This is a genomic window from Sphingomonas sp. AP28 (assembly GCF_056680455.1).
Genome location: NZ_CM155283.1, coordinates 87,211 through 103,537, shown reverse-complemented (window position 1 = coordinate 103,537; position 16,327 = coordinate 87,211). Strand labels below are relative to the sequence as shown.

Sequence of the window (16,327 nt, the reverse complement as noted above, 5' to 3'; positions counted from 1 at the left end):
ACCCAGACCCATTCTCAGACACTCAACCGCGTATCAGCGCTCCTCGAAACCGGACGTTCGTTATCGCGGCCAAGCGCAACCGCTAATCCAGTAAGCCGTCCGACTTCGTCAAGCTAGGCAGATGCGGCAGCGGGCCACCACGACACCATTAGCGGAGGCTGTTGAAAAGATTATGCAGCGCGTCGTCGTCGAACGCCTCGTCGTCTGGGCTCTCGCTGTCGAATGGGTTCGGGTCAGAGCTGGTGGCAGTACGAGATTGGACCTCGCCAAGCCGCTGGTCGACGAATTCAAGCGCGCGCTGGATTGCACCCTCCGGAACGAGCGCGCGTGGCGCGAGTTGCCTGAGCGCCTCCGCGTGCTCATCGAGCTCAGACTCGGAGTTGTATCCTGACGCCATTTCCTCGGCGTTTTCAAATTCGCGAACGATCGCCATGTGGGAAGCCGCGCGGATTTCTGCCGAATAGACGCGGCCGTCCTCCACGATGTCGGACATTTTCAAAAGGTCGTCGGACCCCATGTGTTGGTCGAACAGCTCGACCGTCACTTCGTCCAGAGCCTCGATCATCTCGTCAGTCAGGGACCCGGGCTCGTGATGGCCGCTGTCGTGCAGCTCAGCGATCATCGTGAGAAGCCGCGGTCCGTCACGCCAGGACGTGAACTCCTTCGGCGGTTGCCGCGCGATGGCGAGCGCTGCCTGGACAAAATCGTCAAGTTCGCTCAGAGCCCACCACTCGAGCAGCAGCGAAATCCGGCCCGAACTGTCCAGGTCTGCAACGCTGCTGTCGGACCGCTCCGTGAAGCTGGGCACGACGGGGAGCGCGGATCGCGCGATGGCTGGGAGCTGGATCCAGTCGAGCCGCTTCCTCGCGAACGCCCAAACCTCGCGCGCGACGAAGCCCTGGCTCGCGGTCGAGATCACAATGGACAGGAGCACCGCGTCCGTCAGGTAGCCCGCGAGGTAGTCGCGAACCGACGGATTGATGAAGTCGACCTCTCGATCCTCGATCACCACGAACCCGCCCTCGACATGCCTCAGGCTCTGCTCGAAATCCTTAGGATCGCGCGGGATGCGGAGGTCCCCGCACATGCGCGCGTGCAGCGGCTCAAAGGAGGAGCGCAGGTCCCCAACGGAAGTCCCAAAGCGATAGCTGAAAAACAGGGCGATGAGGAGGTGCCGGGCAGCCGGCGGGATGTGGTTTCGGAACGCGCGATCCCAAAGCTGCTCCGGGTTCTCGAGGATCTCGAGGAACGTCAGCGGGTATAGGTCCGACGGCATCTCTTCGATCCTGAGCGCATCGGTCATCCACTCAATAACGCGTGGGTTGTAGTTACGGTGATCAACGATCCGCGGCAGCGATCCGCTGTCTAACAGTGCGACCACGTGCCCGGCCGGAATGCCACCCAGCGCTAGGTGGTTGTAGAGAATCCGCGCCCGGATAGAGCGGGTGTAGGCCGAGAGATCCAGCACGTAGGTCGACAACTCGACGCGGCGGTCAGCGAGACGCTCCGACGACTGTCTGGCCTCGTTCAGTATATAGGCGCGCGTCGTCAGGATGAAGCGCGCGTTTGGGCTCCTGCGCACCCGGTTCATGAAGAGGGCGAGCTGCGAGTCTTTCGCGGACAGCGCTCGCTGATCTAGCGCGATCGTGCCAAGAAAGTCGTCGAAAAAGAACACCTGCCTCCTCGAATCGTCGATGCGCGCGAATCCGTCCTCCAGATTGCGGAGCGCGATGAGTTCCCAGCCCTCACTCAGATAGGCGAACGTCAGAATTTCCCCGAGCGTCGTCTTGCCGACGCCCGGCGGGCCCGAGATGATCAAGACGTGCCGGGCATCTAGCACGCGCTGAGCCTCCGCTAGGCTCGGATTTTGGGCGTAGACCTTCACGCGTCCGGCCACCTCGTCGCGCGTGCTAGCGGAGAAAGCAAGAGATCCGGCGTGCACGACCGCGTCGAGGATGGTCTGAAGCACCGTCGTGCTGGACAACCAGAGCTTGAGGTGCGTCCGCTCGACCTCGGGGTGCTCACGGAGCATCGCGTTCAGCTGACTCTGTCCCAGGAGGTCGCCCTCGTTCCACAACGCAGGGCCTATAATCGCGGCGAGATCGGCCTTGTTTCGATGACTGAGGTGGCGGGAGGTGGCCAGCACGTAGCGATCGGGTTCCAGGCGGTCGATCGCTCCGCGCTCCCGTCGCATGGCGGCGGCGAGCTGCGCGAAGGATGATCCCACGTAATGCTTTGCCTGCAGTACGGTCGTCAGACCGTCTACGGAGTGACGGCCGTCCATCCCGCCGTCCGGACCGGGCCCAAAGGCCTCGAACCGAACGTCAAGGGCCTTGCCGACCAAGTCACGGACGAGATCCTCAAAGTCGGCAGGTAGCAGAGAGCTAAAGTCGTATGCCAATCCATCCTCGCGGCGAGTGGATATCCCGCCCTCTTATCGAATTACCAACGATTATCCGGTCAACGGCGTTCGCGTGCAAGTTCCGCGTCGGCGACTAACTGCGGCGACGGGTCCGCGCCGCCCTTCTCGGTGAAGCCCGTGTAGAACGCCATCTCAACCTTCCCCCTCACGTTCGGCCCAGTAACGGGCGGTAGCGAACCTCAATAAAGTGGCGGCGGAAAACGGCTTCACAAGTAAAACTGGCCGGTATCATTCAGTCGAGTTCAACAGCATTATCATTCGCTAAGTTGGGACGAGCTTTTGCGCCCCTGCCGAGAATTTCTGACCCGATCACGCTGGCTGCGTGACGTCCATGGTCACCGCAAATTCGAACTGCGCTTCGCAACTTCCATGAGCGCAGAGGGGCTTCTTGAGGGTATGTGGACGCTGGAACCTCGTGCGGCCGCACTTGCCGCAGGCGAAATGCGTACGGAACGCCTTAAACTCCTCCCACCGGACCTTCTCGTCCCCCATGGATCCATCGCCATAAGGTGTGTCCTGGAAGTGGCTGCCGAAGTTCTCGACCTCGCCCTTGATCAGGCTGTCGAGGAAGCGGTTGTTGACGCCGGCCACCCGCGGCGCCTCCAGCTTCGCACCCTTCAGGAACGCGGCCAAGGCAGAGGCCAGCTCGCTGCGCTCGTAGGCGTAGGCGCGCTCAAGCGTTCTGATCCGGACGCTCACGCCAAAGTCGCGGCAAGTGGCGAGCAGCCACTCCTCCTCTGCCTGACGCATCTCATTGGCCGCCAGGTCGCCGCCGGCCCAGCGCGCCTCGATCACTGCGTCGGTCACGCGGTGCTCGGCAAAGCGGGGGCCATATGACGCATCCAGGCCGATGATGCGGGTGAACTGCCACGCGTTCGGCCCAATCTGATCCTTCAGGTAGTTGAAAAAGCGCTCGTCATGTGTGGTAATGATGACCTGGCAGTCGCTAAGCTCCGAGGTGATGAGCGCGGAGATCGCCCGGCGATGGTCAGCGTCGTAGGAGGTGACGATGTCGTCCAGCGCCATCACCGGCGCGCCCGCGTTGAAACGCCTGATCGCCGCCAGGCGGAGCGCCAGCGCCACGGAATGGATCTGCGAGTCGCTGAGATAGCCCCCGGGCTGCACCCCGGTGCGGTTGTCGGCGAAGTCGACGAGGAGGTGGAGGCGCTGTTGGTTAGCGTCGTCCTCGCCCGGCAATTCCAGCCGGACAGTCTTCGCCTTCTCGCCCTGGATCGCTCGGTAGATCGCGTTCATCGGAGTCTGCAGCGTGTCAAGGAGCGACTGCACCTTCGCGCGGATCTGGGAGGAGATCGTCGTCGCTTGGGTCGCCAACGCCTCCTGCAACGCCACCAGCTCCTTGGTGGTGCTCAGCGCCAGGGAGCGTTCGCCAGCGAGCTCGGTGAGCCTGTCGACCGTCGCCTTGGCCTTGAGATAGGTGTGGTCGCCCTGCCTCTCCTCGATTTGGGCGATCTCGCGATCCAGGTCCCCGACCAGCGTCGCGAGGGCGGATACGACGCCGGACGCATCGGGCGCGTCCTTCGCCGGCCAGTCGGTGATACCGGGTTGGAATGCGACAAGCTCGGCCTTGAGCCCAGCGCGATCATCGCCGAGCAGGCCGATCAGTGTCGGCAACGCCGCGCCGAGCGATGTACGCGCATCGCGCGCCGACCTCTCAGCCCTGTCGAGATCCCGCTTGGCCTGTGCATAGTCCGCCAGCTCGTCGAGGTGACCGGCGACGTGCCTTCGAATCGCCCCCGGACTGCCAGCGGTGGTGTCGTCGATCGGCGTGGCGCACACCGGACACGCATCCGGCGCCTCCGCACCGTCGACGAAGATTTTCTCGGCCGCCTCCCACAGGTTCTTAAAGACCGCGCTCGCCGCCTTGCCGCGCTCCTCCTCCTCCCGCTCCTCTGCCCCCGCGAGCGACGCCACAGCCGCGGCGAAGTCGGCGATCGCACCCGAAGCGACGCTCTCTGCGCCGTCCTCCCCCGGCGCCTCGAAATGAAGCGCGACCGCCGCGGACCGCATCTGCCGGAGGCCGGCGATGCCGACCCTGTTCTCCTCCGACTTCGCTCGCATCTCCAATGTCCCGTAGGATGGATCGGTCGCGTCCATCGCGCGCAGGGACATCGTGGCGTCCAGCGGTGCGAGGACCGCAGTGTTGACGTGCTCTAGGATGGCCGTGTCGTCCCATGCCGTGATCGCCGCCGCCGTCGCCTTTGACAGATCAACGTCGATCCTCTTCAGCGGCTGGACGTCCTCCGCGGCCGCCTTCACCTGCGTCTTCAGGGCGCGGAGGTTCTTCTGCACCTCGACGAGCGGGGCCAGCCGCAGCCAGCCGGCGACCTCCTCGTAGCGCTTCTCCGCGGTGTGGGCCTCGACGAAGGTCCGCAGCACGTATCCACGTATGACAGGCGATACGGCGAAATGCGCGTTGAGGTTCGTGGCGACCGCGGGGATGGGCCCCCTGGTTCCAGTCGCCGGACGCTCGCCAGTAGAGGCATCCCTGCCAGTGATCGTAACCATCTTGACCGAAGGTGCGATTCCCGCCTCGTCGGCCAGGTTGTGCACGAGCGCAACGGGACCGGCCTGGTTGTTGACCGCCCGTTGCCCGAGCTTCTCCAACGTGCCGTCCTTCGACAGCAGGAACTCGAGAGCGTCGACGACGCTCGACTTGCCTTGACCGTTGGGAGCGAAGATCGCGATACTCCGCCGCGCCGCGAGATCGAATGTCTTGGGGTGTAGGTAAGCGCGAAAACCCTGGAGGGTCAGCGACTTGATGAAGGTCGGATCAGCCATCAGCGACCTCCGTCGCGTCCGGCAGAGCCCGCGACTTCGCTAGAGCAACGATGGCGTCCCTCGACAGCGTCACCGCGTTCGCTGCCGGCTGAACCTTGAGCAGGTGCGCGGCGAGGACGTCAAGGAGGCCGCCATCAGCGCCCTCGGCCGCCCTCAGCGTCTTCACCAGCCGCTCGAGGAACATCTCGTTGGTTTCTGGCTCCTCGACAGCATCGAGGACGGCTCCCGTGTCGTCCAAAAATCCCCCTCCCGGCGTGACCACGCCGCGCCCCCGCGTCAGCGACTCGCATCGAGCGATTGCCGCCAGCAAGTATCTGTAGATGCGACCGCGTCCGCGATGAAGCCCCTGTCACTTCGGTCGCACGATCCAATGGCGCGATCTCCCCTCCCACCATCGGGTCGACCATCCGGCCGAGAGAGTCTATGAATCGACGGGCGAGCGTAAGCGCATCATCATGGCGTCGACGGGGTTCAGCGCCTCGGCGTTGCGAAGGGAGTTGGCAGTTGCCCGGGCTCCGCATGTGCCCACGACAGGCTAGTAGCCCATGACCGACGATCGCGACAGGGAGCTCGCGCCGATGCGCGGCCTTGCACACGGCCGTCTGGTCCGGACGACCATCCAACGCTTTGAGGCACTCACGCTATGGGGAAGGCCCGCGTCGGTGCGACAGGCGCTCGTGACCGCGTCCGCGTGGACAATCCCGGATGAGGCCCAGATGATCGGCGGCTTCCACGTCCTAGAATCCAAGGAGTTCGTCTGCCTCGCGTTCGCGCGCGACCGAGAGGGCCGGCACCGATCCTACATGCGCTCGGGGATGCTTCCCTCGCTGCGCGCGGTCGATCTTGCGATTACCCACGATCTAGGGGCGCAGCTGCTGGATGACGTGCACGCGTGCGAGTTCGTTACCATGCCCGGTGGCGTCGACCTGTTCTCGCCGATCCAGGGCGTCAAGCGCCTCACGGCTAACGGCCGCAACACCTTCAATGCCGCGATGGCTCCAGGCATGCCGGGCGGCCCGCCGGGGGACGCCCACGACTTCCTCCGCAACGAAATGCCAATCAAGTTCGGCTCACCGCTATTCTCAAAGCTCAGCAAGCGCTACTGGGAGAAGCCGCACGTCGCCGACCACCCATTGATCTTCGCGATCGCGGACTTCCACGCGCCGGCCTCCATGCGATGGTCGCATACCGCGCTGCCCTTCTACCTATACGGCTTCGGCATCGAGACCGGTGTACAGCCCGATGGCCGCCCATTCGGGGTGGAAGTCCCGCTCGCGACGCATGTCGGCAGCAAGACGATGGCGAGCAACTTCTTCGCCCAGCCCGACACGGAGCACGTGTCCGCCGTGCTGTTCTCGAATGCGGGCACCATCGTGAAGTTCAGCCGCATGGGGATTCGGGCAGGGCTTGGCGATCCGTGGGTCAGCTTGGTCAGGGAGGGGGTGTGGAACGCTCCGCAGGGCGGCTTCGAGGGTATCCCCTTCCGCCTCGACGTGGAGAGCCCGGATTATGCCGAGGGATGGGCGGACGAGCTCTGCCTATTCCACAACCCCGCCGCGCCTCGACCCGTCGACGAGGACATGTTCCCCGGCATCGCCCAAGTTCGCGTCACTGACGGGCAGCGCGTCATCAAGTCGCCTGGCCAACGGGTGCTCTACTCGTCCACACGCTCCTATGACTTTCTGCGACGAACGGAGGGACGTCCGGCTGGTTGGACGAGTCCGCCACCAAGCGACGAGGACCAGGCCTTGCCGATAGTGTAGTAAACATGCCTGACGACGTCGTAGTCAATTCGGTTCGCGCCGCTGTGCCGCGTGATATGGACGAAGGTCCCAATCTGCACGGGAGAGAACGACCAATCACTAAGCAGATGGAGCATGCGCTTGGCCACGCCGTGCTGTTAGCTGCCGCTTAAGAGAACCTGAGCAAACGGCCGCTGCTGACACCTGGACACCTGAAAGCAGCCATTCCGGATTCCACCAGGAAGCGGCCGATTGGCCACCCTGCCCCATCAAATGAACGAACGTCCTCTTACGATGATCGTCACCCGAAAGCGGCCGGGCCGCTTTCCACCATTTTACCGTAAATGTGGACGGTCCGCATGCACCGTGATGGCGCCGTTCACTCTTTGAAGCTGTGCATTCCTGCCGCTTTGGGATCTGCCGCCAGAACGCGGTGCGGTTCTCCATTAGAGAAGCTTCTTCCGCCTGCAGATAGCGGGCATTTTCGGCCGAATGACCTTAGCCAACCGGCCGTAAATGCCCCTGCCGCCCCTGCGACGTTTATGATAAAAGGCGGCATGCTCAAGACAAGAATGAAGCGGGTCGCCGATCGCGGCGATCACGCGGTGCGGCGGCTTGCCGAGATCAAAGCCTCGATCGCGGACCTTTCCAACGAGGATCTGCTCGATTTGGCCGATATTTTCAAAGCCGAGCCCCGCTCACCAATTGGGGATATGGCATTCGTAGAAATGGCGCGGCGGAGTATCAGTCTTTAGAGACCGGTCGGGAGCGAATTAGCAGGATCAGGGGACTTTCAAGGAGCATCGGCTGCCCCAAGGATCTCCCGCAATTTTGCATAATGGAGCGACGGCATAGCGATGGTAGCGATTGGCACCCGGATCAATGAGATAGGCACCTTGGTCCGCGATGGCGGAGCCTTCTATCTTCGCCGCGATGTCGGTGGCCGCTATGAGCTGGAATTGCATCGAACCCCCGTAGATCTGGTAGAGAAGCGCGTCCGGCTCATCGGCACATTGGTTGGCCCGGATCTGGTGAACGCTGACGGCGTTGCGCCAGCTTAGTTGGCTGACATTTGTCCCGTTCAGTCGTCAGTCACTGGCCGCGATTCTGATTCAACCTGACTCATTGGCGTTGCGCACAAACCACGAACGGGCATTTATCCATGCCATGGAACAGCGGATCATTCATGCCTGCGGTCACGAGCAGGCTCATCATCTCACCGGCTTTGAAAGCCAGCAGGAACGTAAGGCCAAGTGGCTGAAGACGACTACCTGTCGCGACTGCTTCGTTGCGGAAAAGCGGGCTGAGGAGGTCGCTGCGGCAGCGTTAAGCAGCGCCGCTGTCTCACACCTTGTTCTTCCGCCGCTGACTGGGACTGATCGGCAGATCAGCTGGGCGTCGACGGTCAGGAACAAGCGGCTCGCAGCGCTAACCAACTCAAACAGCGACGCCGACTGTAACGCATGCCTTCGGGTCACTGACGCCAAATGGTGGATCGATTGCCGCGATCTAGATGACGTTGATCTCATGGCAGCCGCGAACCGAGCGTCAAACATGCAATGCGTGCCGACGCTTATGCCATCGACTACAAATCCCACGATCGCCCTCTGAAGGCATAGGCCGGCTTCGCGATCCACGCCGGTAAGCCAGACGCCTATGTGTGCAAGCAGGGTCTAGACCTCCTAAATTAGGTGTTCAATTTCGCTGTTACCGGCCCTGTTTGAACAGGATTTGTGTTCAAACCACATGCTCACTCAGGGTATACCCAGATTGACGCTGAGCGTGACTTCCCGGCCTTTTTGTTGGTGACGGAAAACCTCCGGATTTTGGTTTCCGCACAATCGCACAAAGCGACAGGGTTTGTCGTATGTGCCACGCATAGATTGGGGCAGCCGCGGTCGCCTGACCTGCCGCCTGAGGACAATCGTGTGTTTGACGCCACCCAAGCTTTCCCGTTCGCCCCTCTCCGAGTGGCAACTTCGGGAAACGACAACCGGGAACAGATTTCGGGAACGCGTTTGCCATCGATGACAATCGGCGTGATTGCGGCCCCAACCTTGCTGTCGGTTGCTGATTGGCAAAGCCGACGCGATAGGCAGCGCCGACCGTCGAAAATCTAGTGCCCGTTTGGAGAGCGGTTCAGATGCTCCACGAGGGTGAAATCGAGGGGGCGTCTTGGATATCAAGGGCGGACCGCTCGTCTATCGCAGCTCAATTACGTGGCATACGACCGGTTTAATCTGTGTTAGCTTGGGCAATCTCGGATCGTATTGGGCTTCCGTGACAGAGAGCTGACCGCTCCCGCCGCAGATAACGGAGCGCAAAATGTCACCTGACGATCAATCGCTATTCCCCATGGTACACAAACTCGACGGTCATGCATTCCTGAGCGAGGTGGAGCGTGCCGCAATATTAGCGATGCCGCATCGGATCGTAGATCTCGATGCCGGCGCATATCTTGTCAGAGAGGGCGATAGGACTAAGAAATGCTGCGTGCTTCTAAGCGGATTTTCTTATCGGAGCAGAACTGCGGGCGATGGCAGTCGTCAAATATTGGCTTTTCATATGCGGGGCGATTTGGTTGATTTTCAAAATAGCATAATCTCAATTGCCGATCATAGCGTCCAAACACTCACACGTTCCGTCGTTGCCTATATTTTACACAAAGATATAATCGATATTGCTGCGCATTTTCCGAATGTGGGTCGCGCGCTCTGGCGACAAACGTTGGTTGAATCATCCATCGCACGAGAATGGATGGTCAATTTGGGGCGGCGAAGTGCCCGCCAACGCATAAGCCACTTTATCTGTGAAATCGCCCTGCTTCAAAAAGCGGCGAAGGTAACGGACGGGTTAGCGCTCGTTTGGCCGCTAACACAAGAACAGGTTGCCGATGCTACAGGGCTGACTGCGGTCCACGTAAACCGAACGATGCAACTCCTGCGCAAGGAAGGGATTATTGCTATCAACCGTCACGTTTTAACGATCGGGAATTGGGAAGCTCTTCGCCGAATAGGCGATTTCCGATCAGCCTATCTGCATCAGCCAGAAGCAGCGTAGTTAACCACGGTCAAAGTTGAAATAATTGATTCATGTTAACAACGCATGGTCAATTTCAATCATCATCGGTCATGAGGAACGAAGGAGGTGACCGATGCGCCGATACGCTGAATGTCTGAACGCGTTAAATGCAGCTCTCAACCTCATGATCGACGAAGGCGATACGTTTCTCGTGGCAGCGATTGCACATCCGCTCCACTTGATCGAAACGCAACTCACGCAAAAGCGCATGGACGTTATCGGAAGCCGTGACCCGGCCCTGCTCCCTGACCAGCGTGCGAACTAAGCCTAGCTATGCCGCCCGCAATCTCCGGTGCAAATATCCGTCATCAAACCCGGCGATCCTGACGATCATATCGGGATCAATAACGTCTAGGCTGCCGCGTCGCAGGGCCATTGCCCCCTGAAGGCGCAACTCCTTTAGCACGCGGTTGATGTGCACGGCGGTCATACCCAGCGCATCTGCCAGCAGGATTTGTGATATAGGCAGCGATAAAGACGTATCTCCGGTAAGACCAATGTAAAGTGCCCGCAGGTAAAGCTCGCACATTAAATGGGCCACCCGCTCGGTGCTAGTCCGGCGCCCCATGCTCGTTATCCACGCGCGCATCGTGCCCTCGTCTATCAACTGCGAGATATACATTGCGCGAGCGATGGCGGGACGGCGCTCCATAAGCACGTCCATGTCCACCCTTTCGATCGTCGCCACGCGCGCCGGCGTGATCGTTTGGATGCTGTGATCCATCTCCGCCAGCAAACCTATATGCAAATCGCACGCGTCGCCGGGCATGAGAAACGCAAGCACCTGACGCGTGCCACTTGGCAGCACCTTATATCGACAGGCCCATCCTTCGAGCATGATAAATACCGGACCAGGTCGATCGCCCTCACGGATCAAATCGTGCCTCGCCGGGTACTGGTGGCCTCTTGCACTTGCTGCGGTAAGGGATCTGACATCTTCACCGTCAAGCTCGGCAAGTCCGCATAATTTGTCGACGAAGCGATTTGCCATTGGCCCTTCTCTCACGTCAGGCCACATTTTGATATTGTCGAATGTTATATACGAATGTTGATATCGATCGAGTTTCATCGGGCGATTTCTGCTACCTTCATAGGCATCGTCGGCTCGAACCAGGCCCTGGCGACTGTGGGCATCTAGCGCTCTCGCCTACCTCGGAGCGCCATGATGACTGATCTCATGAACGACAGCGACCTGCCGCAACCCGTGCCGAGGCTGGACGGCCCCGACGCTCATGGCCAAGCGGCGATCCTCCTTGTTGAGAGCCTAATCCACGGGCTTATAGCGCGGTCGGTAATCCAAGTTGAGGATGCAATTGACGTTATTACGGTTGCAATTGATGCCAAAGTGGAGATTGCCGCAGACCGGGGCGAAGGCAAAGTCACGATCGATAGATCAGTTACCTTGCTGTCGGCGATCCGTCAAAGTCTTGCCAATGACGTTGCGCTGACGTGATCGAGTCGCGTACTCTGTATACGCACAAAACTACAGTAAATACGCAAAATAATTCCTGCATATTCTAAGGAAATAGGCCTCGGAGCGACACCAGTTCGGTCCTCGGATGATTGTGAATGATCTTAACATAGACGAATAATTAGACCGCTGTTCCCCCTAAAAATCCTTCTGCACGCGGCTGACTCTGACGGATCCCGACAGAGGGGCCACAAGGGTAGATTGGGGGGAACATGTGCGCTGAGACGGTTACGCAGCCGGATACTTTACAAAAGTTGCGCCCTGTAGCGGTGGAAACCAGCCTGCTGGAGCTATTTGCGCCGACACGTTCACCTGCGCGGCATGCAGCGCCGTTGGTAAGGAGTGAGCATGCCCGGTTGTGGCGAGCGGATGCGATTCACCGGGCGAAGAATATGTCGCAAATGACCATCTCGTTGGCGAATGTAGCAGACCACCCATCGCGGCGCTGGTTACCTCTGGAAGTGACGACTCAGGCAAGGCGTTTGTCACGTGCCTATGACGCATTGGGCGTCGATGACGATGCCCAGTCACACGTACCCTGTGCCGCGTTGTTGATTGAAATCGCGACCCGGCTTGCCGAAATATTCGGTCGGTCGAGGCAGGTTGCCGTTGTCGTCAAGGCGGAGCCTGTGCTGCTTATCCCGGACGTGCGACGTGCCCTCGTGCTGATGGGCAGCGAGCTGGTCATCAATGCATTGAAATATGGGTATCCGACGGAGGCGGGTGGTACGATCTCGGTCAACCTTGCCGCCCGTAATGGCAAGGTCGAGTTGATCGTAGAGGATGATGGCGTAGGACGGGTCGAAACCTATGCTGCCGGGCATGGTGGGGGATTGCTGGATCAGCTCCGAATGGTTCTTGGCGCAATGGTGACACGAAGCGCGGGCACCAAGGGGCATGGCTTTCGTGTCGTCGTTTTGGCACCTGCCGCCCTATCCTAAAGCAGGGATGTTTGAGCTAAAACGTCTTGATCCCGCTACCGCATCGAGGTCGCGCATCGGATCGGACAATTGATCACATCTATCGCGCTAACGTTGACCGTCCCATATATAATCCATGCAAGCCGAACCTTTTAAACGGGCTTGGAAGTGAAAGTGCAACGCGACATCGTTTTCCGGATTTGAAGGTTCCGATCCTCATCCCCCGTGGTCCTGGTCGTCGTTCGCTTTAGGATGCCCTGGAAATGGAACATGAGTATAATATCGCCGGTTGACGCGGGATGCACCGAATAATCTACATAAGCCGGTCGTTAATCGGCGACGATCGCAACGAACTTGAGGCGATCGTCGCGACCTCGGCCGTCTGCAACACTGCCGCTGGCATCACAGGGGTGCTGTGGTTCGACACAAACAGCTTTGCGCAGGTTCTAGAAGGCGAACGAGCGGCGATTGCCGAAACGATGCGCCGCATTGAGACCGATGCGCGGCATGCGGATATCGAGATCATATGCGACCGGGCGATCAGGCAGCCGATATTTGGGGACTGGTCGATGACGCTTCCCCACGAAACTCCCGAAGGCGTAGAGGCCACCGCGTATCTGATCGGCTTTGCCCGTAGTGAACGAAGCGCGCCGGCAAAGAAGCTGTACGAGATCGCCATGGCCAGCGATGATTATAGATAATTATCGCTCCTGGGTTGTGCGGTAAGTCTTCCACCAACGCGCCAATCCGATCCCATTCGAGGGCGGTAGCGGCAGGAGCGTCCAAGCCCGGATGGTTCTGTGTGGAATGATGCGTTGGCAAAAGGGCGACAGCCCATTGAATAGAGCTACCAAATCTAATTTTACCAGCTAGCTTGGCGACATGATCGCTCGCAAATCCTTGAACGTTACCGTCACTCCTGAGCTGCAAGACTTTATCGGCAGCGCGTTGGACTCCGGCCGCTACGGTAACGCGAGCGAGGTTGTCCGAGCGGCACTGCGGCTCTTGGAAGAGCGCGAAACCGACTATCTCCGTTACCGGGCGGCCCGCGACGGCTCGCCTTCGAATGGCGTGTGCTGAGATGGCCGATCAAGTCGTTTTTCAGTCGTTAAGCGGCGATGCCGCTACGCGTATCGCCAACCATCCCTGGCATCTCCATCCGCTGGGCAATCCATCGTCATGGCCGACAGCGCTGAAGGTTGCACTGGGAACGGCGCTCCGATCGCCTGAGGCCATGTTCATTGGCTGGGGGCCTGACCTCTTCTCGTTCTTCAATGACGCCTATGGCGGCATCCTTGGAGCGAAGATCGATAATGCGATCGGACGTCCCGTGTCCGAACTCTGGTCCGAGCTTTGGGACGATGTCGCCCCCATCGCCGAAAAGGCTCTTGCCGGCGAGCCCAGCCGCTTCGTCGACCTGCCTCTGACAATGATGCGTTACGGAGTGCTGGAAGAAACCTGGTGGACGTTCTCCTATTCCCCGCTGATCGATGAGGTCGGCGTGATCGTCGGCATGCTGTGCGTGACGAACGAGACGACGGCTCAGGTGTTGAACGGGCGCCGACAGGCCTTTCGTGACCGGCTCGATACCGTGCTTAGGCCCTTGAGCGATCCTTCCGAAATCAAGGCGGCCGCTAACGCAATGCTCGGCGAGGAATTACAGGCGGGTGCCGTTGGCTATGGCGACGCCTTGGATGATCGCGGTGAGCGTACGCTGATCGAGCAGGATTGGGTTGCTCCCGGATTTCCCAGTGCCGCGGGGCTTCACGTTCTTGAAGATTATGGCGCTGCCACCAGAGCTGACCTAAAGGCAGGCCGGATCATCCGGATCGATGACACAGCCAACCATCCGGCGACAGGACCGCAGACTAGCAAGGCGTTCGCGCAGATCGGCACGCGGGCTTATATCAACGTACCGTTGGTCAAGGATGGCCGCTTCGTCGCGCTCCAATATATCCTCAGCCCGGTCCCACGCCGGTGGACCGATCACGAAGTCGCGCTGGCGGTCGAAGTGGCAGAACGGACGTGGTCGGCGGTCGAGCGGACGCGGGCCGAGACCGCAATGCGCGAAGACAGGCGCGCACTAACGACCCTGAACGGTGCTGCCGCGGCGATGGCGGGCGAGCTCGATCTCGACCGGCTGGTACAGACCGTGACGGATGCAGGCGTAGCCCTGACCGGCGCGCAGTTCGGCGCGTTCTTCTACAACGTGGAGAACACGCAAGGTGAGAGCTACATGCTTTACACCCTGTCGGGTGTCGATCGATCCGAGTTCGACAAATTCCCGATGCCGCGCAACACAGCCATATTCGCTCCGACCTTCGGTGGTGAGGGTGTGGTCCGATCGGCGGACATCCTGGCCGACAAGCGCTACGGACATAATGCGCCGCACAAAGGCATGCCGGAAGGGCACCTGTCGGTCCGGAGCTACCTTGCCGCCCCTGTCACGTCCCGTTCCGGTGAGGTGATTGGCGGATTGTTCTTCGGCCATCCTGAAACCGATCAGTTCGACGCCCAACATGAAGCGTCCATCGTCGCGATTGCCGCGCAGGCCGCGATTGGGATCGACAACAGTCGGCTCTTTACCGTGGCGACCCGCGATCTGGCGGAACGGCGTGCGGCTGAGGCACGGCTGCAAGAGCTGAACGAAACGCTGGAGCAGCGCATTGCGCAGGCTCTGGTCGAACGGCAGTCGGTCGAGGAGGCCTTGCGGCAGGCCCAGAAGATGGAAGCGATCGGTCAGCTCACGGGTGGCGTGGCCCACGACTTCAACAATCTGCTGACCGTCATCCGCGGCTCGATCGACCTCATCCGCCGTCCTGACGTGCCCGAGCATCGTCGCACCAAATATGTCGACGCCATCGCAGAGACGGCCGAACGAGCAACAAAGCTGACCGCTCAGTTGCTCGCCTTCGCACGCCGCCAGTCCCTCCAACCGGACGTGTTCGATGCGCGCGATGCGGTGCGGTCGATTGGTGGAATGGTGACGACGCTCAACGGGTCCCGGATCAAGTTCGACCAGGAGCTGCCCGACTATCCGTGCTACGTGAATGCCGATCCCAATCAGTTCGACACTGCCATCGTCAACATCGCGATCAACGCCCGCGATGCGATGGATGGTGAGGGCGCACTGACCATTGCAGTTCGAGCCGTCTCGGGCCTGCCAGCGATCCGAGAACAGCCTGCGATCGAAGGTGCCTATATCGCTGTTTCAATCACCGATACAGGCAGCGGCATTGAGGCGGGGCATCTAGCCCAGATTTTCGAGCCCTTCTTCACGACGAAGACGGTCGGCAAGGGCACCGGGCTGGGGCTCAGCCAAGTGTTCGGCTTTTCACGCCAATCGGGCGGCGAAGTCCAGGTCGAGAGCACGGTTGGATCGGGCACGACCTTTACCCTGTATCTGCCGCAATCAGCGGCTCCGGCTATCATTGAAGAGGCCGCGCCAGCGGCACAGTTGGAGCAGGGCCACGGCCTTTGGGTTCTGGTTGTCGAAGATAATGAGGATGTCGGCAAGTTCGCCATGCAGGCGCTCGCCGAGCTCGGCTACAATACCACCTGGACGGCCAGTGGCGGCGAGGCTCTGGCGTTATTGGAGAGACAGCCCGACCGCTTCGACATCGTGTTTTCCGACGTGATCATGCCAGGCATCAACGGGGTCGACCTCGGCCTAAAAATCCGCGAACTCTATCACGATCTGCCGGTCATCCTGACGAGCGGTTACAGCCATGTGCTCGCGAAGAACGGCACCTACGGGTTCGACCTGTTGCACAAGCCCTATTCCATCGAGCAGCTTTCCAAGGCGCTGTTGAAGGCGGCGGTATGGCATCGCCGCAAGGAGCAGATGGGCGAATAGCTTCAGCCGGCGGGCTGGCCCACCTTTGGTGGTTCA

Annotated in this window: 15 protein-coding genes; 11 read left to right on the top strand and 4 right to left on the bottom strand. The window is 60.4% G+C overall.

The window, feature by feature from the left end:
• Positions 1-148: 148 nt before the first annotated feature.
• The 3 genes from AC1MH0_RS00500 to AC1MH0_RS00490 form a co-directional block, all read right to left on the bottom strand.
• Complete coding sequence (locus AC1MH0_RS00500; protein WP_480964205.1) at positions 149-2,344, bottom strand: nSTAND3 domain-containing NTPase; 2,196 nt, start codon at positions 2,342-2,344, stop codon at positions 149-151.
• 387 nt (positions 2,345-2,731) lie between these two features.
• A complete protein-coding gene (locus AC1MH0_RS00495) occupies positions 2,732-5,221 on the bottom strand; it encodes an AAA family ATPase (RefSeq protein WP_480964204.1) in 2,490 nt (829 codons plus the stop codon).
• Entirely contained in the window at positions 5,214-5,459 is a 246-nt protein-coding gene (locus tag AC1MH0_RS00490) for a hypothetical protein (protein WP_480964203.1), read from the bottom strand. Before AC1MH0_RS00490 ends, AC1MH0_RS00495 begins: the two co-directional genes overlap by 8 nt.
• Before the next feature lie 307 nt (positions 5,460-5,766).
• Between AC1MH0_RS00490 and AC1MH0_RS00485 the strand changes: the two genes are divergently transcribed.
• The 6 genes from AC1MH0_RS00485 to AC1MH0_RS00460 all read left to right on the top strand — a co-directional run bounded on the left by AC1MH0_RS00485 (position 5,767) and on the right by AC1MH0_RS00460 (position 10,309).
• Complete coding sequence (locus tag AC1MH0_RS00485; RefSeq protein ID WP_480964202.1) at positions 5,767-6,984, top strand: hypothetical protein; 1,218 nt, start codon at positions 5,767-5,769, stop codon at positions 6,982-6,984.
• A gap of 338 nt (positions 6,985-7,322) precedes the next feature.
• Positions 7,323-7,718: a hypothetical protein gene (locus AC1MH0_RS00480; protein WP_480964201.1), complete on the top strand. Its 396-nt coding sequence runs from the start codon at positions 7,323-7,325 to the stop codon at positions 7,716-7,718.
• 102 nt (positions 7,719-7,820) lie between these two features.
• Entirely contained in the window at positions 7,821-8,024 is a 204-nt protein-coding gene (locus tag AC1MH0_RS00475; protein ID WP_132833749.1) for a DUF5818 domain-containing protein, read from the top strand.
• 106 nt (positions 8,025-8,130) lie between these two features.
• Positions 8,131-8,574 (top strand): hypothetical protein, encoded by a 444-nt coding sequence (locus AC1MH0_RS00470; protein ID WP_480964200.1) that lies wholly within the window; start codon positions 8,131-8,133, stop codon positions 8,572-8,574.
• A 714-nt stretch (positions 8,575-9,288) separates the two neighbouring features.
• A complete protein-coding gene (locus AC1MH0_RS00465) occupies positions 9,289-10,023 on the top strand; it encodes a Crp/Fnr family transcriptional regulator (protein WP_480964199.1) in 735 nt (244 codons plus the stop codon).
• Positions 10,024-10,117: 94 nt separating this feature from the next.
• Positions 10,118-10,309, top strand: a complete 192-nt coding sequence (locus AC1MH0_RS00460) for a hypothetical protein (RefSeq protein ID WP_480964198.1) — start codon at positions 10,118-10,120, stop codon at positions 10,307-10,309.
• A gap of 6 nt (positions 10,310-10,315) precedes the next feature.
• Here AC1MH0_RS00460 and AC1MH0_RS00455 read toward each other — a convergent pair whose 3' ends face one another.
• Positions 10,316-11,035, bottom strand: coding sequence for a Crp/Fnr family transcriptional regulator (locus AC1MH0_RS00455; RefSeq protein WP_480964197.1), 720 nt, complete (start codon positions 11,033-11,035; stop codon positions 10,316-10,318).
• 174 nt (positions 11,036-11,209) lie between these two features.
• On the opposite strand from AC1MH0_RS00455, the gene AC1MH0_RS00450 reads away from it, so the two are divergent.
• From AC1MH0_RS00450 to AC1MH0_RS00430, 5 genes are all read left to right on the top strand, one after another.
• Positions 11,210-11,497 (top strand): hypothetical protein, encoded by a 288-nt coding sequence (locus tag AC1MH0_RS00450; RefSeq protein ID WP_480964196.1) that lies wholly within the window; start codon positions 11,210-11,212, stop codon positions 11,495-11,497.
• Positions 11,498-11,727: 230 nt separating this feature from the next.
• Positions 11,728-12,456 carry an ATP-binding protein gene (locus tag AC1MH0_RS00445; RefSeq protein WP_480964195.1) on the top strand — a complete coding sequence of 243 codons (729 nt, stop codon included), beginning with the start codon at positions 11,728-11,730 and terminating at the stop codon, positions 12,454-12,456.
• A 278-nt stretch (positions 12,457-12,734) separates the two neighbouring features.
• Complete coding sequence (locus AC1MH0_RS00440; protein WP_480964194.1) at positions 12,735-13,136, top strand: BLUF domain-containing protein; 402 nt, start codon at positions 12,735-12,737, stop codon at positions 13,134-13,136.
• A 181-nt stretch (positions 13,137-13,317) separates the two neighbouring features.
• Positions 13,318-13,515, top strand: coding sequence for a type II toxin-antitoxin system ParD family antitoxin (locus AC1MH0_RS00435; RefSeq protein WP_480964193.1), 198 nt, complete (start codon positions 13,318-13,320; stop codon positions 13,513-13,515).
• Between the two features lies 1 nt (position 13,516).
• Positions 13,517-16,291, top strand: coding sequence for a GAF domain-containing protein (locus tag AC1MH0_RS00430; RefSeq protein ID WP_480964192.1), 2,775 nt, complete (start codon positions 13,517-13,519; stop codon positions 16,289-16,291).
• The last annotated feature ends 36 nt before the right edge of the window (positions 16,292-16,327 follow it).

Bases quoted from the DNA above. Each gene is read 5' to 3' on its own strand.
- AC1MH0_RS00495 (WP_480964204.1), bottom strand. From the start codon at position 5,221: ATGGCTGATCCGACCTTCATCAAGTCGCTGACCCTCCAGGGTTTTCGC.
- AC1MH0_RS00485 (WP_480964202.1), top strand. From the start codon at position 5,767: ATGACCGACGATCGCGACAGGGAGCTCGCGCCGATGCGCGGCCTTGCA.
- AC1MH0_RS00480 (WP_480964201.1), top strand. From the start codon at position 7,323: ATGCACCGTGATGGCGCCGTTCACTCTTTGAAGCTGTGCATTCCTGCC.
- AC1MH0_RS00475 (WP_132833749.1), top strand. From the start codon at position 7,821: ATGGTAGCGATTGGCACCCGGATCAATGAGATAGGCACCTTGGTCCGC.
- AC1MH0_RS00470 (WP_480964200.1), top strand. From the start codon at position 8,131: ATGGAACAGCGGATCATTCATGCCTGCGGTCACGAGCAGGCTCATCAT.
- AC1MH0_RS00465 (WP_480964199.1), top strand. From the start codon at position 9,289: ATGTCACCTGACGATCAATCGCTATTCCCCATGGTACACAAACTCGAC.
- AC1MH0_RS00460 (WP_480964198.1), top strand. From the start codon at position 10,118: ATGCGCCGATACGCTGAATGTCTGAACGCGTTAAATGCAGCTCTCAAC.
- AC1MH0_RS00455 (WP_480964197.1), bottom strand. From the start codon at position 11,035: ATGGCAAATCGCTTCGTCGACAAATTATGCGGACTTGCCGAGCTTGAC.
- AC1MH0_RS00450 (WP_480964196.1), top strand. From the start codon at position 11,210: ATGACTGATCTCATGAACGACAGCGACCTGCCGCAACCCGTGCCGAGG.
- AC1MH0_RS00445 (WP_480964195.1), top strand. From the start codon at position 11,728: ATGTGCGCTGAGACGGTTACGCAGCCGGATACTTTACAAAAGTTGCGC.
- AC1MH0_RS00440 (WP_480964194.1), top strand. From the start codon at position 12,735: ATGCACCGAATAATCTACATAAGCCGGTCGTTAATCGGCGACGATCGC.
- AC1MH0_RS00435 (WP_480964193.1), top strand. From the start codon at position 13,318: ATGATCGCTCGCAAATCCTTGAACGTTACCGTCACTCCTGAGCTGCAA.
- AC1MH0_RS00430 (WP_480964192.1), top strand. From the start codon at position 13,517: ATGGCCGATCAAGTCGTTTTTCAGTCGTTAAGCGGCGATGCCGCTACG.